The organism is Pseudomonas sp. Irchel 3F6, assembly GCF_900187595.1.
Classification (GTDB): Bacteria; Pseudomonadota; Gammaproteobacteria; order Pseudomonadales; family Pseudomonadaceae; genus Aquipseudomonas; species Aquipseudomonas siliginis.
Genome location: NZ_FYDP01000010.1, coordinates 98,170 through 113,919, shown reverse-complemented (window position 1 = coordinate 113,919; position 15,750 = coordinate 98,170). Strand labels below are relative to the sequence as shown.

Below are 15,750 nucleotides of genomic sequence, written 5' to 3'. Positions count from 1 at the left end.
CATGAAAAACCCCGGCCAATGCCGGGGTTTTTTTTGGCCTCACTCATTTCCAGTGCCGACACTCTCCAACCGATACCCATACCCATAAATTGTCAGCAACTGCCAACCCCGATCCGCTGTCAGCCCGAGCTTGTTGCGCAATCGGTAGATATGCGTATCCAGTGGCCGCGAAGAAGTTGTCTCCTCGTTCGGCCAGAAGCGCTCGTACAGGTAATCCCGCGACAATGGCCGCCCCAGGTTGCTGAACAGGCAACGCGCCAGGCGGTATTCGCGTTCGGTCATGAGAATCGGTTTGCCTTCTCGGGTGACGGTCAGTTCGGCGTCGTCGAAAGTCAGATCGTGAAACGTCTGTACTTCGCCCGCCGCGCTGCGCGGTTGGCTATGCCGACGCAATACCGCAGCCACCCTCGCCTTCAACTCATTCGGGCGAAACGGCTTGCTGACATAATCGTCGGCCCCGGCATTCAAGGCTTGAACGATATCGCTTTCGCCGTCGCGGCTGGTGAGCATGATCGCCGCAGGTGGCGCGTCCATGTGTTCGCGGGTCCAGCGCAGCAGTGCCAGGCCCGTGAGATCAGGAAGTTGCCAATCGAGAATCAACAGGTCGAAGGTTTCCCGGCGCAACTGGCGCAACAAGTCTTCGCCGCGCTCGAAGCTGTGCAGCGACCACGGCTGTTCGCCAGCTTCGGCCATTTGCTCCAGGGTTTGCTCGACCCGGCGCAGTTCGGCAGGTTCGTCGTCCAGAATGGCAACGCGCATCGGCGGTGTTCCTTGTCGCTGGGGCTGGGATGTCGACAATAGCGACTCCCCGGCCGCGATGAAAGAAGCAGCCCGTCGTTGGTCGACGTCCGCTATGATTCTTCGGGTCTACGCCTCAGACCTGAGACCTATGAAACCATTCCCACTGCCCTGCCCTGTGCCTCATGCATAAAACTCAACCCCGACGTGAAAGTCGTGAGCCGAGCCAGGTCCAGCGTCTGTTCCGCCGGCTGGTGCGCGAGTGGTTGTGGATAAGTTTAGTGCTGTTGCCGCTGACTGCCTTGTTGTCTTATCGCGCCCAGATCAATCTGCACAATCCGTCGCCAGCGCCCGGCGCACTGTTGTCGGTGGCGATGGTCGCGAGTGTGCTGGGATTGTTGCTGTGGCGGCCGCGTTGGGCGCTTTGGGTAACCTTGGCCGGTATGGCCTGTGCGCTGATCGCCAGCGCCCTGCTGGCCGAAGTCCGCTACTGGTGGTCGCCAACGCCAGCAGCCCTGGGGATGTTGTTCGGTTACCTGATCTGGAACTGGCGACGCTTGAGTGTTGTGCTGACGTATTTCGGCTGGGAGCTGGCACGTCTGGACAGCGAACCGAAAGTCTTCCCTGAACGTCGGCGGACCCGCTTCACCGGTGCCGACCGTTTGCAGGGCCAGATCATGGCGCTCGAACAAGCCATGAGCCGCACCCGCGACACCCGGCGCTTCATTGCCGATGGCCTGGAATACCTGCCGGTGGCGACGCTGATCAGTGATCCGCAGGGCAAGATCCTGCTGGGTAATCGCAAAGCTCGAGAGTTGTTCGAGGTTCCGCTGGTGGGCGATGACGTACTCGATCAACTGGCACGGCTCGGCTATCCGGAATTATCCACAGCGCCGCGGCCGCCGCTGGCCACCCTGCCGCTGCTGGAATTTCGCGATCACAAGGAACGCAGTCTGCGCCTGGAAAGAGCGGCGCTGCTGCCGGTCGACGGCGATACGCCGATCGGTTGGCTGCTCAGCCTGACGGACTTGAGTGCCGAGCGTGCGGCTGAGGAGCAGCGCGGCGTCCTGCTGCGTTTTCTTTCCCACGACCTGCGAGCCCCCCATTCGGCGATCCTCGCCCTGCTGGATGTGCATCGTCATCAGGCGGGTGCTGATGCGCCGCTGTTCGAGCAGATTGAGCGCCAGGTGCGCCGCGCGCTGGATCTGACCGATGGTTTTGTCTTGTTGGCGCGGGCTGAATCCGAGACCTACCAGTTCCGCCCGACATTGTTCGCCATGCTGGTACTGGACGTGCTGGATCAGGCCCTGCCGATCGCTCAGCAGAAACGCATCGAGCTGCTCAACGAGGTCGATGAGCAATGCCAGGAGCGGCTGATTCTGGCCGATCAGGGATTGCTGACGCGCGCCCTGTTCAACCTGCTGGAAAACGCGATCAAGTACAGCCCCGCAGACAGCACTGTGCAACTGAAGGTCAGCTGTGATGGACAGTGGCTGCGCTGCGAATTGACCGATCAGGGCAAGGGCATTGCCGCCGATGAATTGCCTGACCTGTTCAGCCAGTATCGGCGTTTCTCTTCGGCCCAGGGCATCGACGGCGTGGGCTTGGGTCTATCGATGGTCAAAGCCGTGATTGATCATCATGGCGGTACGATCGAGTGTCGTAGTGTGGTCGATGCGGGAACCACTTTCCTTATTGAGTTGCCGCTGCTTGCTGAATGAAAAAGGGGCACAAAAAAACCGGCTATAACGGCCGGTTTTTTTACATCCGAATAAAACTTATGCACGGATTTTGTTCAATTCATAAATTTATAAATATCTATGAAAATCAATAAGTTAGAAAACAATTGCGGTCTTTTTTAGCAAAAGCGTACACAGGTTATCCACAAAATTCAGACAGCCAGCTGGTCACTCGCGGCCGGTGCCTGTGGCGCCGGTGGCAGCGAACCCATTTCGCGCTGGGTCTTTTCGTTCCACGCCTGCACACGGTCATTCAGATCAGCGATGGCGCGCGGCCCGCTGCCTTCGGCATACATCGGTTCGCCAATGACCACGGTGATCACTCCGGCCTGTTTGCCCCAGCCGATTTTTGGCCAGAATTTGCCGGCATTGTGTGCAATCGGCAGCACCGGAAGCGCCGCATTCACCGCCAATGCGCTGCCACTGCGGGAGAATTTTCCGACAGTGCCGTAGGGGACTCGTGTGCCTTCGGGGAAGATCAGCACCCAGACGTTATCCTTGAGCAGCTCGTCGCCTTTGGCCGCAACTTGTTTGAGCGCGGCCTTCGGGTTGTCGCGGTCGATGGCGATCGGGCGCAGCATTGCCATGGCCCAGCCGAAGAACGGCACGTAGAGCAATTCGCGCTTGAGCACTTGGCTCAATGGCGAGAAATAAGCGGAGAGAAAGAAGGTCTCCCAAGTGCTCTGATGGTTCGATTGAATCACGCAGGGCCGGTCAGGCACGTTTTCCGCGCCTTTGATTTCGTAGCGGATGCCAAGGAAAACCTTGGTCAGCCACAGGGCGCAACGGCACCAGTACACGTTGATGAAACGATAGCGCGCCTTGAAGGACAGAAACGGCGCGATGAAAAAGCTCAGACTGCACCACAGCAACGCTGTTGTGCCCAGCAGCAGGTAAAAAACAAAGATTCTGAAGGCCCGCAGTATCGACATGGCGACGGTTACCGTTACGGGGCAATGCCCCGACTGTTCAAGCGCACTCCCGAGCAATCCCTGGCCAGGAAATTCAGAAGTACTCTAGTTGTGGATAAGTTCTGCGGCAATCGCCGCCAGATCGTCAAAAATCAGGGTGCCAACCGGCAGGGTTTTACCCTGAGTCTTTTCGCCTTTCCCGGTCTTCACCAAAACTGGCTGTGAATCGACGGCTTTGGCGGCCTCCAGGTCACCAAGGCTGTCGCCGACGAACCAGACGTTGGTCAACGGCACCGTGTAATGCTCGGCAATGGTTTTGAGCATTCCCGGTTTCGGTTTGCGACACTCGCAACCTTCATCCGGGCCATGCGGGCAATACACGATCAAACCGACTTCACCGCCCTGCTCCGCGACCAGCTCGCGCAGGCGCGCGTGCATGGCCTCGAGGGTGGCGAGGTCGTAATAGCCGCGAGCAATGCCCGACTGGTTGGTGGCTACCGCCACCGTCCAGCCGGCCTTGCTCAACTGCGCAATCGCTTCGATCGAGCCGGGCAGCGGAATCCACTCCTCCACCGACTTGATGTAGGCATCGGAGTCGTAATTGATCACGCCGTCACGATCGAGAATCAGCAGTTTCAACAGCAATCCCTCAACCCAGCAGCGAAATGTCGGCAACACCGAGGAACAGGCCACGCAGGCGCGCCAGCAGCGCGTAGCGGTTAGCTCGCACATTGGCATCGTCGGCATTGACCATCACCGCGTCGAAGAACGCGTCGACCGGCTCGCGCAGTGCCGCCAGGCGTGCCAGCGATTCGTTGTACTGACGCGCCGCGGCCATTGGCTGCACCGCCTGATCCGCTTGCTGGATCGCCGAATAAAGCGAGAACTCGTTGGCATTGTCGAAATACTTCGCCTCGACCACGGTCGGTACCGAGCCTTCGACTTTGCTCAACAGGTTCGACACCCGCTTGTTCACCGCCGCCAGCGCTGCCGCTTCCGGCAGTTTGCGGAAGGCCTGCACCGCCTGCACACGCTGGTCGAAGTCCAGCGCCGAACCCGGCTTCAGTGCACGTACCGACAGGTAGGTGGCGACGTCGACGCCTTCGTCTTCATAACGCGCACGCAGACGGTCGAAGATGAATTCCAGCACGGCTTCGTTGAGACCGGCCGCCTTGACCTTGCCGCCGAATGCAGTCACGGCGAACGCCACGGCGTCGTTCAGGTCGAGATCGAGTTTCTTTTCGATCAGGATACGCAGCACGCCCAGTGCCGCACGGCGCAGGGCATAAGGGTCTTTGCTGCCGGTTGGCAGCATGCCGATACCGAAGATGCCGACCAGAGTGTCGAGCTTGTCGGCGATGGCGACGGCTGCACCGGTCAGGGTCGCCGGCAATTCGGCACCGGCACCGCGTGGCATGTATTGCTCGTTCAGCGCCAGCGCGACGTCCTGCGGCTCGCCGTCATTGAGGGCGTAGTAGTAACCGGCGACACCTTGCATCTCCGGGAACTCGCCAACCATTTCGGTGGCCAGGTCGCACTTCGACAGCAGGCCCGCACGGGCAGCCCACGAGGCGTTGCCGCCGATGCGCGCGGCGATGTACGCGGCCAGTTTGGAAACGCGCTCGGCCTTGTCGTAGACGCTGCCGAGTTTTTCCTGGAACACCACGTTTTGCAGGCGCAGGTTGAAGTCTTCGAGTTTCTGCTTCTTGTCCTGCTTGAAGAAGAACTCGGCGTCGGTCAGGCGTGGGCGAACCACTTTCTCGTTACCGGCAATGATCTGCTGCGGGTCTTTGCTTTCGATGTTGGCCACGGTAATGAAACGTGGCAGCAACTTGCCGTCGGCATCCAGCAGGCAGAAATACTTCTGGTTGTCCTGCATGGTGGTGATCAGCGCTTCCTGCGGCACGTCGAGGAAGCGTTCTTCGAACGAGCACACCAGCGGCACCGGCCATTCGACCAGCGCAGTCACTTCGTCGAGCAGTGCCGGCGGCACGATCGCCGTGCCTTCCTGACGGGTGGCCAGCTCTTCGGTGCGCTTGCTGATGATCTCGCGACGCTCGTTGGCATCGGCCAATACATACGCGGCACGCAGGTCGGCGAGGTAGCTCGACGGCGAACCGATGCGCACGCTCTCCGGATGATGAAAACGGTGACCACGGGATTCACGGCCAGCCTTCTGCGCGAGGATCGTGCAGTCGATGACCTGGTCACCGAGCAGCATCACCAGCCACTGGGTCGGACGCACGAATTCTTCCTTGCGCGCACCCCAACGCATGCGTTTCGGGATCGGCAGGTCGTTCAGCGAATCTTCGACGATGGTCGGCAGCAGGCTCGCGGTCGGCTTGCCGGCGATGTTCTGGCTATAACGCAGTTTCGGACCGCTCTGGTCGATTTCGCTCAGCTCGACGCCGCACTTCTTGGCAAAGCCCAGGGCGGCCTGAGTCGGATTGCCGTCAGCGTCGAACGCGGCCTGACGTGGCGGGCCATCGAGGTTGATGCTGCGATCCGGCTGCTGAGTGGCCAGCGCAGTGATCAGCACAGCCAGACGACGTGGCGCGGCATAAACGGTTTTGCTTTCGTAGCTCAGGCCAGCGGCTTGCAGGCCCTTGTCGATACCGGCGAGGAACGCATCAGCCAAAGTGTTCAGAGCTTTGGGTGGCAGTTCTTCGGTGCCCAGTTCAACCAGAAAATCTTGCGCACTCATTGTGCAGCCTCCAGCTTGGCCAGTACTTCGTCACGCAGGTCCGGGGTCGCCATCGGGAAGCCCAGCTTGGCGCGGGCCAGCAGGTAGGCTTGCGCAACGGAACGCGCCAGGGTGCGCACGCGCAGAATGTATTGCTGACGCGCGGTCACCGAGATTGCCCGGCGCGCATCCAGCAGGTTGAAGGTGTGCGACGCCTTCAGCACCATTTCGTAGCTCGGCAACGGTAGCGGCTGGTCGAGTTCGATCAGGCGCTTGGCTTCGCTTTCATAGAAGTCGAACAGCTCGAACAGTTTGTCGACATTGGCGTGTTCGAAGTTGTAGGTGGATTGCTCCACTTCGTTCTGGTGGAACACATCGCCGTAGGTGACTTTGCCGAACGGGCCGTCAGCCCAGACCAGGTCGTAGACCGAATCGACGCCTTGCAGGTACATCGCCAGGCGCTCGAGACCGTAGGTGATCTCGCCGGTCACCGGGTAGCACTCGATGCCGCCCGCTTGCTGGAAGTAGGTGAACTGGGTGACTTCCATGCCATTGAGCCAGACTTCCCAGCCCAGACCCCAGGCGCCGAGGGTCGGCGATTCCCAGTTGTCTTCGACGAAGCGGATGTCGTGCACCAGCGGGTCGAGGCCGACATGCTTGAGCGAGCCCAGGTACAGTTCCTGGAAGTTGTCCGGGTTCGGCTTCAGGACTACCTGGAACTGGTAGTAGTGCTGCAGACGGTTCGGGTTTTCGCCGTAACGGCCGTCAGTCGGACGGCGGCTTGGCTGCACGTACGCGGCGTTCCAGGTTTCCGGGCCGATGGCGCGCAGGAAGGTCGCGGTGTGGAAAGTGCCGGCGCCTACTTCCATATCGTAGGGCTGAAGTACCACACAACCTTGCTCGGCCCAGTATTGCTGGAGCGCGAGGATCAAGTCTTGGAAGGTACGCACGGCTGGCGTAGGCTGGCTCACGAAATTCACCTGTTTCTTGGGCTGCGATTTAAAGAGCGGGAGTATACCCGATTCGTTGCTGCGCACGCCCCCTGGAGCCTTATGCCACGCTGCTTTTGGTGTACCGAAGATCCGTTGTACATGGCTTATCACGATCAGGAGTGGGGCACGCCGCTGCGCGATGCGCAGGGTTTGTTCGAGTTGCTTTTGCTCGAAGGGTTCCAGGCCGGGTTGTCGTGGATCACTGTGCTGCGCAAACGCGAGCGTTACCGTCAGGTGCTGTTCGGCTTCGATGTGCAGCGCGTGGCGCAGATGAGTGACGCCGAGATCGACGAACTGATGCTCGACCCGGGCATCATCCGCAATCGCCTGAAACTCAACGCCGCCCGGCGCAATGCCCAGGCGTGGCTGGCGCTGGAGGATCCGGTGGCATTTCTGTGGTCGTTTGTTGGCGACCAACCGATCATCAATCATTTCAAGGATCGCAGCGAAGTCCCGGCGATCACCCCCGAAGCGCTGGCGATGAGCAAGGCGCTGAAAAAAGCCGGCTTCACCTTCGTCGGTCCGACCATTTGCTACGCGCTGATGCAGGCCTCGGGCATGGTCATGGACCACACCCAGGATTGCGACCGCTACGCGCAGCTCGCCAACGCCGGTTAGAATGCCCGCCTCGCGCACAGCACAAAGATCAGGAGTGACCTGTGGAAAAGTTTAAAGGCGCCTTGCTGGTAGGCGCTCTGCGGCTGTTTGCCCTGCTGCCATGGCGGGCCGTGCAGGCCGTGGGTTCGGCGATCGGCTGGATCATGTGGAAAACCCCCAATCGTTCCCGCGACGTGGTGCGGATCAACCTGTCCAAGTGTTTTCCGCAGATGGATGCGGCCGAACGTGAGCGTCTGGTCGGGCAGAGTCTGAAGGACATCGGCAAGTCGCTGACCGAAAGCGCCTGCGCGTGGATCTGGCCGGCGCAGCGCTCGATCGATCTGGTCCGCGAAGTCGAAGGCCTCGATGTGTTGAAAGACGCGCTGGCCTCGGGCAAAGGCGTGGTTGGCATCACCAGCCACCTCGGCAACTGGGAAGTGCTCAACCACTTCTATTGCAGCCAGTGCAAACCGATCATTTTCTATCGTCCGCCGAAGCTCAAGGCAGTGGATGAATTGCTGCGCAAACAGCGCGTGCAGCTGGGCAACAAGGTCGCGGCGTCGACCAAGGAAGGCATTCTCAGCGTCATCAAGGAAGTGCGCAAGGGTGGTGCCGTGGGCATTCCCGCCGACCCGGAACCGGCCGAATCCGCCGGGATTTTCGTGCCGTTCTTCGCAACTCAGGCGCTGACCAGCAAATTCGTGCCGAACATGTTGGCCGGCGGCAAAGCGGTCGGTGTGTTCCTGCACGCCCTGCGCCTGCCTGACGGCTCGGGCTACAAAGTCATTCTCGAAGCCGCGCCCGAAGCGATGTACAGCACCGATACCGCAGAGTCCTGCGCGGCGATGAGCAAGGTAGTGGAACGTTATGTTGCGGCGTATCCGAGCCAGTACATGTGGAGCATGAAACGCTTCAAGAAGCGTCCACCGGGCGAGGCGCGCTGGTACTGAGCAACTTCGATGGGGTGACGGTTGATGCAGACGGGCTCGCCTTGCTCAATCGGTAGCTCAAGGCGCCTGCCGCTCAAGCTTTTTCAGGAATACCGTCATCTCCTTCTCGGCCTGTTTGTCACCGTGGGCGCGGGCCGCTTCCAGGCCTTGCTCCCAGGCCTGACGCGCAGCGGCGTGATCGCCTAGCGCCAGCTGCACCTTGCCCAGCAGTTTCCACGCTGCCGAGTATTTCGGATCGAAAGCGACACAACGCTGAAAATGCTCGGCAGCCTTGGCGTTTTCACCCAGGTCCAGATAACCCTTGCCCAGACCGAAGCGCAACAGCGCGTTATCCACACCCTTGGCGAGCATTTTTTCCAGGGATTCGAGCATTGGCGGATTCCTTTCTATTGTTCGTCAGAGAACCTGCGAGTCTGTCAAACCGCTTTCGCGAGCAGGCTCGCTCCCACATTTGGAATGCATTCCACTGTGGGAGCGAGCCTGCTCGCGAAGGGGCCATCACGGGCAACGTTGTCTTCAGGTCAGAAAAAGCTCAACCCCACATGAAACAGCTTTTCCACATCGCGAATATGCTTTTTATCCACAAGGAACAGAATCACATGGTCACCCGCTTCGATCACCGTGTCGTCGTGGGCGATGATCACGTTCTCGTTGCGGATCACCGCGCCGATGGTGGTGCCTGGTGGCAGGCCGATCTTCTCGATCGGTTTGCCGATGACCTTGCTGGACTTCGCATCACCGTGGGCAATCGCCTCGATCGCTTCCGCCGCGCCGCGCCGTAGTGAGTGCACGCTGACGATATCGCCTCGGCGCACGTGGGCGAGCAAGGTGCCGATGGTCGCCAGTTGCGGGCTGATGGCGATATCAATGTCGCCGCCCTGGATCAGGTCGACGTAGGCCGGATTGTTGATGATCGTCATGACCTTCTTCGCCCCCAGCCGTTTGGCCAGCAGCGACGACATGATGTTGGCTTCATCGTCGTTGGTCAGGGCGAGGAAGATATCGGCGTCGGCGATGTTCTCTTCCAGCAGCAGATCGCGATCCGACGCACTGCCCTGCAAGACCACGGTGCTGTCGAGGGTATCGGAGAGGTAGCGGCAGCGCGCCGGGCTCATCTCGATGATCTTCACCTGATAACGGCTTTCGATCGCCTCGGCCAGGCGCTCGCCGATCTGCCCGCCCCCGGCGATAACGATGCGTTTGTAGGTTTCGTCGAGGCGACGCATTTCGCTCATCACTGCGCGAATGTCCTCACGGGCAGCGATGAAGAACACCTCGTCATCGGCCTCGATCACAGTGTCGCCCTGCGGCAAAATCGGCCGGTCACGGCGGAAGATCGCCGCTACGCGGGTTTCGACGTTCGGCATGTGCTCACGCAACTGGCGCAGGTGCTGGCCCACCAGCGGCCCGCCGTAATAGGCGCGCACCGCCACCAGTTGCGCCGCGCCTTCGGCGAAGTCGATCACCTGCAAGGCGCCGGGATGCTGGATCAGGCGCTTGATGTAGTTGGTCACGACCTGCTCGGGGCTGATCAGCACGTCGACCGGAATCGCTTCGTTCTGGAACAGCTGTTCCTCGCGATTGAGGTATGACGCTTCGCGCACCCGGGCGATTTTGGTCGGCGTGTGGAACAGCGTGTGCGCGACCTGGCAGGCAACCATGTTGGTTTCGTCGCTGTTGGTCACCGCTACCAGCATGTCGGCGTCGTCGGCACCGGCCTGACGCAGCACCGAGGGCAGCGAGCCCCGGCCCTGCACGGTGCGGATATCGAGGCGGTCGCCGAGGTCGCGCAGGCGCTCGCCATCGGTGTCGACCACAGTGATGTCGTTGGCCTCGCTGGCCAGATGTTCGGCCAGCGAACCGCCGACCTGTCCCGCACCGAGGATGATGATTTTCATCCAGTCACTCCATGAATCCGTTTAGCCGCGCGCGGCGGCGATCTTGATCAGCTTGGCGTAGTAAAACCCGTCATGCCCGCCCTGCTGGGCCAGCAACTGGCGACCATGGGGCTGCTTGATGCCGGCCGCTGTGGCCAGATCCAGTTCACGGGCACCGGGGGTGCGTTCGAGAAACGCAGCGATGACTTCGGTGTTCTCGGTCGGCAGCGTCGAGCAGGTGGCGTAGAGCAGGATGCCGCCGACTTCGAGGGTTTTCCACATGGCGTCGAGCAGTTCGCCTTGCAGTTGCGCGAGGGCAACGATGTCGTCCGGCTGACGGGTCAGTTTGATGTCCGGATGACGGCGGATCACCCCGGTGGCCGAGCATGGCGCGTCGAGGAGGATGCGCTGGAACGGTTTGCCGTCCCACCATTTGTCGATATCGCGACCGTCGGCGGCGATCAGTTCAGCGTTGAGGCCGAGGCGCTCGAGGTTTTCCTTCACCCGCACTAGACGCTTGGCCTCCAGATCCACCGCCACCACCCCGGCCAACGCCGGTTCGGCTTCAAGGATGTGGCAGGTCTTGCCGCCAGGGGCGCAACAGGCGTCGAGTACGCGCTGGCCCGGGGCCAGATCGAGCAGGTCGGCGGCCAGTTGCGCGGCTTCGTCCTGCACGCTGATCCAGCCTTCGGCGAAACCCGGCAGGCTGCGCACGTCGGCAGCGGCTTCGAGGACGATGCCGTCGCGGCTGTAAACGCACGGTGTCGCGGCGATCCCGGTTTCGCCCAGCAACGCAAGATAAGCATCGCGGCTGTGATGACGGCGGTTGACCCGCAGGATCATTGGCGGATGCGCGTTGTTCGCTGCGGAGATCGCTTCCCACTGCTCGGGCCAAAATGCCTTCAGGGATTTTTGCAGCCAGCGCGGGTGGGCCGTGCGCACCACCGGGTCGCGTTCCAGTTCGGCGAAGATCGTCTCGCTTTCGCGCTGGGCATTGCGCAGCACGGCGTTGAGCAGGCCTTTGGCCCAAGGCTTTTTCAGCTTGTCGGCACAACCGACGGTTTCGCCGATCGCGGCATGGGCCGGTACCCGGGTGTATAGCAGTTGATACAGACCGACCAGCAGCAACGCCTCGACATCAGCGTCAGCGGCTTTAAACGGTTTCTGCAGGAGTTTTTCCGCCAATGCCGACAGGCGTGGCTGCCAGCGTGCGGTGCCGAAGGCCAGATCCTGAGTGAAACCGCGATCACGATCCTCGACCTTGTCCAGTTGCGTCGGCAGGGAGCTGTTCAGCGAAGCCTTGCCGCTGAGTACGGCGGCGAGCGCCTTGGCGGCGGCCAGACGCGGGTTCATTGCGCTTCCACCGCAGCGCCGAGGACGCTGCCGACGGCGAATTTCTCGCGGCGGCTGTTGAACAGGTCGCTGAAGTTCAGCGCCTTGCCGCCAGGCAATTGCAGGCGGGTCAGGCACAGCGCTTGTGCACCACAGGCGACGATCAGCCCGTCTTTGCTGGCGCTGAGGATTTCACCCGGGGCGCCAGTGCCTTCGGCCACGGATGCGGCAAGCACTTTCAACGCTTCGCCATTGAGCGTGCTGTGGGTGATCGGCCATGGATTGAAGGCGCGGACCAGACGTTCCAGCTCCACCGCCGGACGGCTCCAGTCGATGCGTGCTTCGTCTTTGTTCAGTTTGTGCGCGTAAGTGGCGAGCTCGTCGTTCTGCACCTCACCTTGCAGGGTGCCGGCAGCCAGACCGGCAATCGCCTGCACCACAGCGGGCGGACCCATCTCGGCGAGGCGATCATGCAGGGTGCCGCCAGTATCTTCAGCGCTGATCGGCGTGACGACCTTGAGCAACATCGGCCCGGTATCCAGCCCGGCCTCCATGCGCATCACCGTTACACCGCTTTCGGCATCGCCGTGTTCAACCGCGCGCTGGATCGGCGCCGCACCGCGCCAGCGCGGCAGCAGCGACGCATGGCTGTTGATGCAACCCAGACGCGGAATATCCAGCACCGCTTGCGGCAGGATCAAACCGTAGGCGACCACCACCATCAAGTCCGGCTTCAGCGCGGCCAGCTCCGCCTGGGCCTCGGCATTGCGCAAGGTCGGCGGCTGCAACACCTGGATATTATTTTCCAGGGCGAGTTGTTTGACCGGGCTTGGCATCAGTTTTTGCCCACGGCCGGCCGGGCGATCCGGCTGGGTGTAGACCGCAACTATCTCGTACGGGCTGCTCAGCAGGGCCTTGAGGTGTTCGGCGGCGAATTCCGGGGTACCGGCAAAAACAATGCGCAGTGGCTCAGTCATGAAAGGCGTCTCATAAAAAGAAAAAGGCTTGCCGCAGCAAGCCTTTGAAGAGGGGCATCAAGCGTTCTGGCGGTGCAGCTTTTCCAGTTTCTTCTTGATCCGGTCGCGTTTGAGCGTGGACAGGTAATCGACGAACAATTTGCCGTTGAGGTGGTCGCATTCGTGCTGGATGCACACGGCGAGCAGGCCTTCGGCGATCAGTTCATAGGGCTTGCCGTCGCGGTCCAGCGCCTTGATCTTGACCTTTTGCGGGCGGTCGACGTTTTCGTAGAAGCCCGGTACCGAAAGGCAGCCTTCCTGATACTGGTCCATCTCGTCGGTCAGCGATTCGAACTCGGGGTTGATGAACACCCGTGGCTCGGTACGGTCTTCGGACAGGTCCATCACGACGATACGTTTGTGCACGTTGACCTGGGTCGCGGCGAGGCCGATGCCCGGCGCTTCATACATTGTTTCAAACATGTCGTCGACCAACTGACGCACTTCGTCGTCCACTACAGCCACTGGTTTGGCGATAGTGCGCAGACGCGGGTCCGGAAATTCGAGGATGTTTAAAATGGCCATAGGCTTCGATTGCTGCACACGTTGAGTAAAGTCGGGTCGATGGCCTGGCGGGTCCGAAGATGCAGGCTACCGTTGTGAAGCGTAGCTTCTGAAAAACAGAAGCGAGCCACGGGGGCTCTGACGATTCACGCGAATGCACATGATAAAGGGATTCACTGCATGAGGAAAACACTACTCGCCCTGCTGCTTCTGGCTTCGGCCGGCGCCGCGCAAGGGCAAGTGCAACTCAAGGATGGTTTTCCACAGCAATACACGGTGGTTTCCGGAGACACGCTCTGGGACATTTCCGGCAAATACCTGCGCGAGCCGTGGCAGTGGCCACAACTGTGGCGGGCCAATCCGCAGATCGAAAACCCCAACCTGATCTATCCCGGCGACACGCTGACCCTCAGCTACGTCAACGGCCAACCGCAACTGACCGTCCATCGTGGCGAGTCGCGCGGCACCATCAAGCTCTCGCCACGAATTCGCACCAGCCCGGTTGCCGAGGCGATTCCGAGCATTCCGCTGAAATCGATCAACAGCTTTCTGCTGAGCAACCGCATCGTCGACAAGGCCGAAGACTTCGACAAGGCGCCGTACATCGTCGCCGGCGATGCCGAACGGGTGCTCAGCGGTACAGGCGATCGCATCTTCGCGCGCGGCCATTTCGATCCGGAGCAACCGGTGTACGGCATCTTCCGCCAGGGCAAGGTCTACACTGACCCGCAGACCAAGGAATTCCTCGGCATCAACGCCGACGATATCGGCGGCGGCGAGGTTGTTGCCACCGAAGGCGACGTTGCCACTCTCGCCTTGCAACGCACCACCCAGGAAGTGCGCCTCGGTGACCGCTTGTTCGGCGGTGAAGAACGCTCGATCAATTCGACTTTCATGCCCAGCGCGCCGAAGCGTTCCATCGACGGGCTGATCATCGATGTGCCACGCGGCGTCACGCAGATCGGCGTGATGGACGTGGTCACCCTGAACAAGGGCAAACGTGACGGTCTGGCCGAAGGCAATGTTCTGGCGGTGATGAAAACCGGCGAAACGGTGCGTGACCGGATCACCGGCCAGCCGCTGAAAATTCCCGATGAACGCGCCGGCCTGCTAATGGTGTTCCGCACCTACGACAAACTCAGTTACGGCCTGGTCCTGAATGCTTCGCGCTCGCTGGCGGTGCTCGACAAGGTGCGAAATCCGTAAGCTTGCTTAACAAGTTACCAACAGAGTTATCCACAACTTGTTCCGAATGGTTCGGAGCATAGAACGATCAAGGATGATCCATTCATGTTGTCTGTCAGTACAGCCATTTCCCCGGCGGAACTGGAGGCGCGTCTGCGCCTGCACCGCATGCCGGATATCGGTCCCAAGCGTTTTGCCAAATTGCTCGAAGCCTTCGGCTCGGCGTCCAAAGCCCTCAGCGCGCCGGCCAGTGCCTGGCGCTCGCTCGGGTTGCCGGCGGCGTGTGCCGAAGCACGGCGTTGTCCGACGGTGCGCGACGGCGCCAGCCACGCAATGCGCTGGCTAGAGCGCCCCGGTCAACATTTGCTGATGTGGGACCAGGCGGACTATCCAGCGTTGCTGGCGCAGATTCCTGACCCGCCGCCACTGTTATTCGCCGCCGGCGATCCGTCGATTCTGGAAAAACCGCAACTGGCGATGGTCGGCAGCCGCCGCGCTTCGCGCCCGGGCATGGACACGGCGGCGGCGTTTTCTCGCAGTCTGGCCGGGGCCGGTTTTGTCATCACCAGTGGTCTGGCGCTGGGCATCGATGCCGCTGCCCATCAGGCTGCTCTGGACGTTGGCGGCTTGACCGTGGGGGTGCTTGGCACCGGCCTGGAAAATTTTTATCCACAGCGCAATAAACGCTTGGCTGAGGCGATGATTGCGTCGGGCAGCGCGGTGCTCTCGGAGTTTCCGCTGGACGCCGGGCCAACCGCGAGCAACTTCCCCCGGCGCAATCGCATCATCAGCGGGTTATCCCTTGGCGTGCTGGTGGTCGAGGCCAGTGTTGCCAGCGGTTCGTTGATTACCGCGCGGCTGGCGGCAGAGCAAGGGCGCGAGGTTTATGCCATTCCGGGCTCTATCCATCACCCCGGCGCGCGCGGTTGTCACCAGTTGATTCGCGACGGGGCGGTGTTGGTGGAGACTATCGAACATATCCTCGAAGCGCTGCGCGGCTGGCAGCAACCGTTGTTATCCACAGCGCCGCCGCAGGCTGATCACCCGTTGCTGGCGCTGCTTCACGCCGCGCCGCACACCAGCGAGGCGTTGGCCGCGAGCTGTGGCTGGGCGTTGCCGAAAGTGCTGGCAACGTTGACCGAGCTGGAAATCGAAGGCCGTGCGGTATGCGAAAACGGTCGCTGGCTGGCGCTGTCGAGCTAGGTTTTACGATGAAGATCGGTAAA

The 15,750-nt window shown here is 61.1% G+C and carries 15 protein-coding genes; 5 read left to right on the top strand and 10 right to left on the bottom strand.

From position 1 onward, the window contains the following. Positions 1-39: 39 nt before the first annotated feature. Positions 40-759, bottom strand: a complete 720-nt coding sequence (locus CKW30_RS25925; RefSeq protein ID WP_024014949.1) for a response regulator transcription factor — start codon at positions 757-759, stop codon at positions 40-42. A 164-nt stretch (positions 760-923) separates the two neighbouring features. On the opposite strand from CKW30_RS25925, the gene CKW30_RS25920 reads away from it, so the two are divergent. After that, positions 924-2,459, top strand: coding sequence for a HAMP domain-containing sensor histidine kinase (locus CKW30_RS25920; protein WP_095182331.1), 1,536 nt, complete (start codon positions 924-926; stop codon positions 2,457-2,459). Positions 2,460-2,629: 170 nt separating this feature from the next. Here CKW30_RS25920 and CKW30_RS25915 read toward each other — a convergent pair whose 3' ends face one another. The 4 genes from CKW30_RS25915 to glyQ all read right to left on the bottom strand — a co-directional run bounded on the left by CKW30_RS25915 (position 2,630) and on the right by glyQ (position 7,042). Then, entirely contained in the window at positions 2,630-3,409 is a 780-nt protein-coding gene (locus CKW30_RS25915) for a 1-acyl-sn-glycerol-3-phosphate acyltransferase (protein WP_041476517.1), read from the bottom strand. An 84-nt stretch (positions 3,410-3,493) separates the two neighbouring features. Beyond that, a complete protein-coding gene (gene gmhB / locus CKW30_RS25910) occupies positions 3,494-4,033 on the bottom strand; it encodes a D-glycero-beta-D-manno-heptose 1,7-bisphosphate 7-phosphatase (RefSeq protein WP_177434238.1) in 540 nt (179 codons plus the stop codon). A 4-nt stretch (positions 4,034-4,037) separates the two neighbouring features. Beyond that, a complete protein-coding gene (glyS, locus tag CKW30_RS25905) occupies positions 4,038-6,092 on the bottom strand; it encodes a glycine--tRNA ligase subunit beta (RefSeq protein WP_095182327.1) in 2,055 nt (684 codons plus the stop codon). Continuing rightward, a complete protein-coding gene (gene glyQ, locus CKW30_RS25900) occupies positions 6,089-7,042 on the bottom strand; it encodes a glycine--tRNA ligase subunit alpha (RefSeq protein WP_003187265.1) in 954 nt (317 codons plus the stop codon). Before glyQ ends, glyS begins: the two co-directional genes overlap by 4 nt. 81 nt (positions 7,043-7,123) lie before the next feature. On the opposite strand from glyQ, the gene CKW30_RS25895 reads away from it, so the two are divergent. Next, positions 7,124-7,681, top strand: a complete 558-nt coding sequence (locus CKW30_RS25895; protein WP_095182325.1) for a DNA-3-methyladenine glycosylase I — start codon at positions 7,124-7,126, stop codon at positions 7,679-7,681. 41 nt (positions 7,682-7,722) lie between these two features. Continuing rightward, entirely contained in the window at positions 7,723-8,610 is an 888-nt protein-coding gene (locus tag CKW30_RS25890) for a lysophospholipid acyltransferase (protein WP_039757181.1), read from the top strand. Positions 8,611-8,667: 57 nt separating this feature from the next. Here the strand turns inward: CKW30_RS25890 and CKW30_RS25885 are convergent, their stop codons facing one another. The 5 genes from CKW30_RS25885 to def all read right to left on the bottom strand — a co-directional run bounded on the left by CKW30_RS25885 (position 8,668) and on the right by def (position 13,360). Beyond that, on the bottom strand, positions 8,668-8,982 hold the full coding sequence (locus CKW30_RS25885) for a tetratricopeptide repeat protein (protein ID WP_095182323.1): 315 nt from the start codon (positions 8,980-8,982) through the stop codon (positions 8,668-8,670). A 149-nt stretch (positions 8,983-9,131) separates the two neighbouring features. Beyond that, positions 9,132-10,508, bottom strand: a complete 1,377-nt coding sequence (gene trkA, locus CKW30_RS25880; RefSeq protein WP_095182321.1) for a Trk system potassium transporter TrkA — start codon at positions 10,506-10,508, stop codon at positions 9,132-9,134. 21 nt (positions 10,509-10,529) lie between these two features. Further along, the gene (rsmB, locus tag CKW30_RS25875) at positions 10,530-11,840 is read right to left on the bottom strand and encodes a 16S rRNA (cytosine(967)-C(5))-methyltransferase RsmB (RefSeq protein ID WP_095182319.1); all 1,311 of its coding nucleotides are present in this window, start codon (positions 11,838-11,840) and stop codon (positions 10,530-10,532) included. After that, a complete protein-coding gene (gene fmt / locus CKW30_RS25870) occupies positions 11,837-12,796 on the bottom strand; it encodes a methionyl-tRNA formyltransferase (protein WP_095182317.1) in 960 nt (319 codons plus the stop codon). The genes rsmB and fmt overlap by 4 nt, the downstream gene beginning before the upstream one ends. Positions 12,797-12,853: 57 nt before the next feature. Further along, entirely contained in the window at positions 12,854-13,360 is a 507-nt protein-coding gene (gene def, locus CKW30_RS25865; RefSeq protein WP_095182315.1) for a peptide deformylase, read from the bottom strand. Positions 13,361-13,519: 159 nt separating this feature from the next. On the opposite strand from def, the gene CKW30_RS25860 reads away from it, so the two are divergent. Further along, a complete protein-coding gene (locus CKW30_RS25860) occupies positions 13,520-14,545 on the top strand; it encodes a LysM peptidoglycan-binding domain-containing protein (RefSeq protein WP_056791148.1) in 1,026 nt (341 codons plus the stop codon). Positions 14,546-14,629: 84 nt separating this feature from the next. Then, the gene (gene dprA / locus CKW30_RS25855; protein ID WP_095182313.1) at positions 14,630-15,727 is read left to right on the top strand and encodes a DNA-processing protein DprA; all 1,098 of its coding nucleotides are present in this window, start codon (positions 14,630-14,632) and stop codon (positions 15,725-15,727) included. The last annotated feature ends 23 nt before the right edge of the window (positions 15,728-15,750 follow it).

What these genes read in the sequence shown, in the direction of transcription:
- CKW30_RS25925 (WP_024014949.1), bottom strand. Translation starts at nt 759, where the DNA reads ATGCGCGTTGCCATTCTGGACGACGAACCTGCCGAACTGCGCCGGGTC.
- CKW30_RS25920 (WP_095182331.1), top strand. Translation starts at nt 924, where the DNA reads ATGCATAAAACTCAACCCCGACGTGAAAGTCGTGAGCCGAGCCAGGTC.
- CKW30_RS25915 (WP_041476517.1), bottom strand. Translation starts at nt 3,409, where the DNA reads ATGTCGATACTGCGGGCCTTCAGAATCTTTGTTTTTTACCTGCTGCTG.
- glyS (WP_095182327.1), bottom strand. Translation starts at nt 6,092, where the DNA reads ATGAGTGCGCAAGATTTTCTGGTTGAACTGGGCACCGAAGAACTGCCA.
- CKW30_RS25895 (WP_095182325.1), top strand. Translation starts at nt 7,124, where the DNA reads ATGCCACGCTGCTTTTGGTGTACCGAAGATCCGTTGTACATGGCTTAT.
- CKW30_RS25885 (WP_095182323.1), bottom strand. Translation starts at nt 8,982, where the DNA reads ATGCTCGAATCCCTGGAAAAAATGCTCGCCAAGGGTGTGGATAACGCG.
- trkA (WP_095182321.1), bottom strand. Translation starts at nt 10,508, where the DNA reads ATGAAAATCATCATCCTCGGTGCGGGACAGGTCGGCGGTTCGCTGGCC.
- rsmB (WP_095182319.1), bottom strand. Translation starts at nt 11,840, where the DNA reads ATGAACCCGCGTCTGGCCGCCGCCAAGGCGCTCGCCGCCGTACTCAGC.
- fmt (WP_095182317.1), bottom strand. Translation starts at nt 12,796, where the DNA reads ATGACTGAGCCACTGCGCATTGTTTTTGCCGGTACCCCGGAATTCGCC.
- def (WP_095182315.1), bottom strand. Translation starts at nt 13,360, where the DNA reads ATGGCCATTTTAAACATCCTCGAATTTCCGGACCCGCGTCTGCGCACT.
- CKW30_RS25860 (WP_056791148.1), top strand. Translation starts at nt 13,520, where the DNA reads ATGAGGAAAACACTACTCGCCCTGCTGCTTCTGGCTTCGGCCGGCGCC.
- dprA (WP_095182313.1), top strand. Translation starts at nt 14,630, where the DNA reads ATGTTGTCTGTCAGTACAGCCATTTCCCCGGCGGAACTGGAGGCGCGT.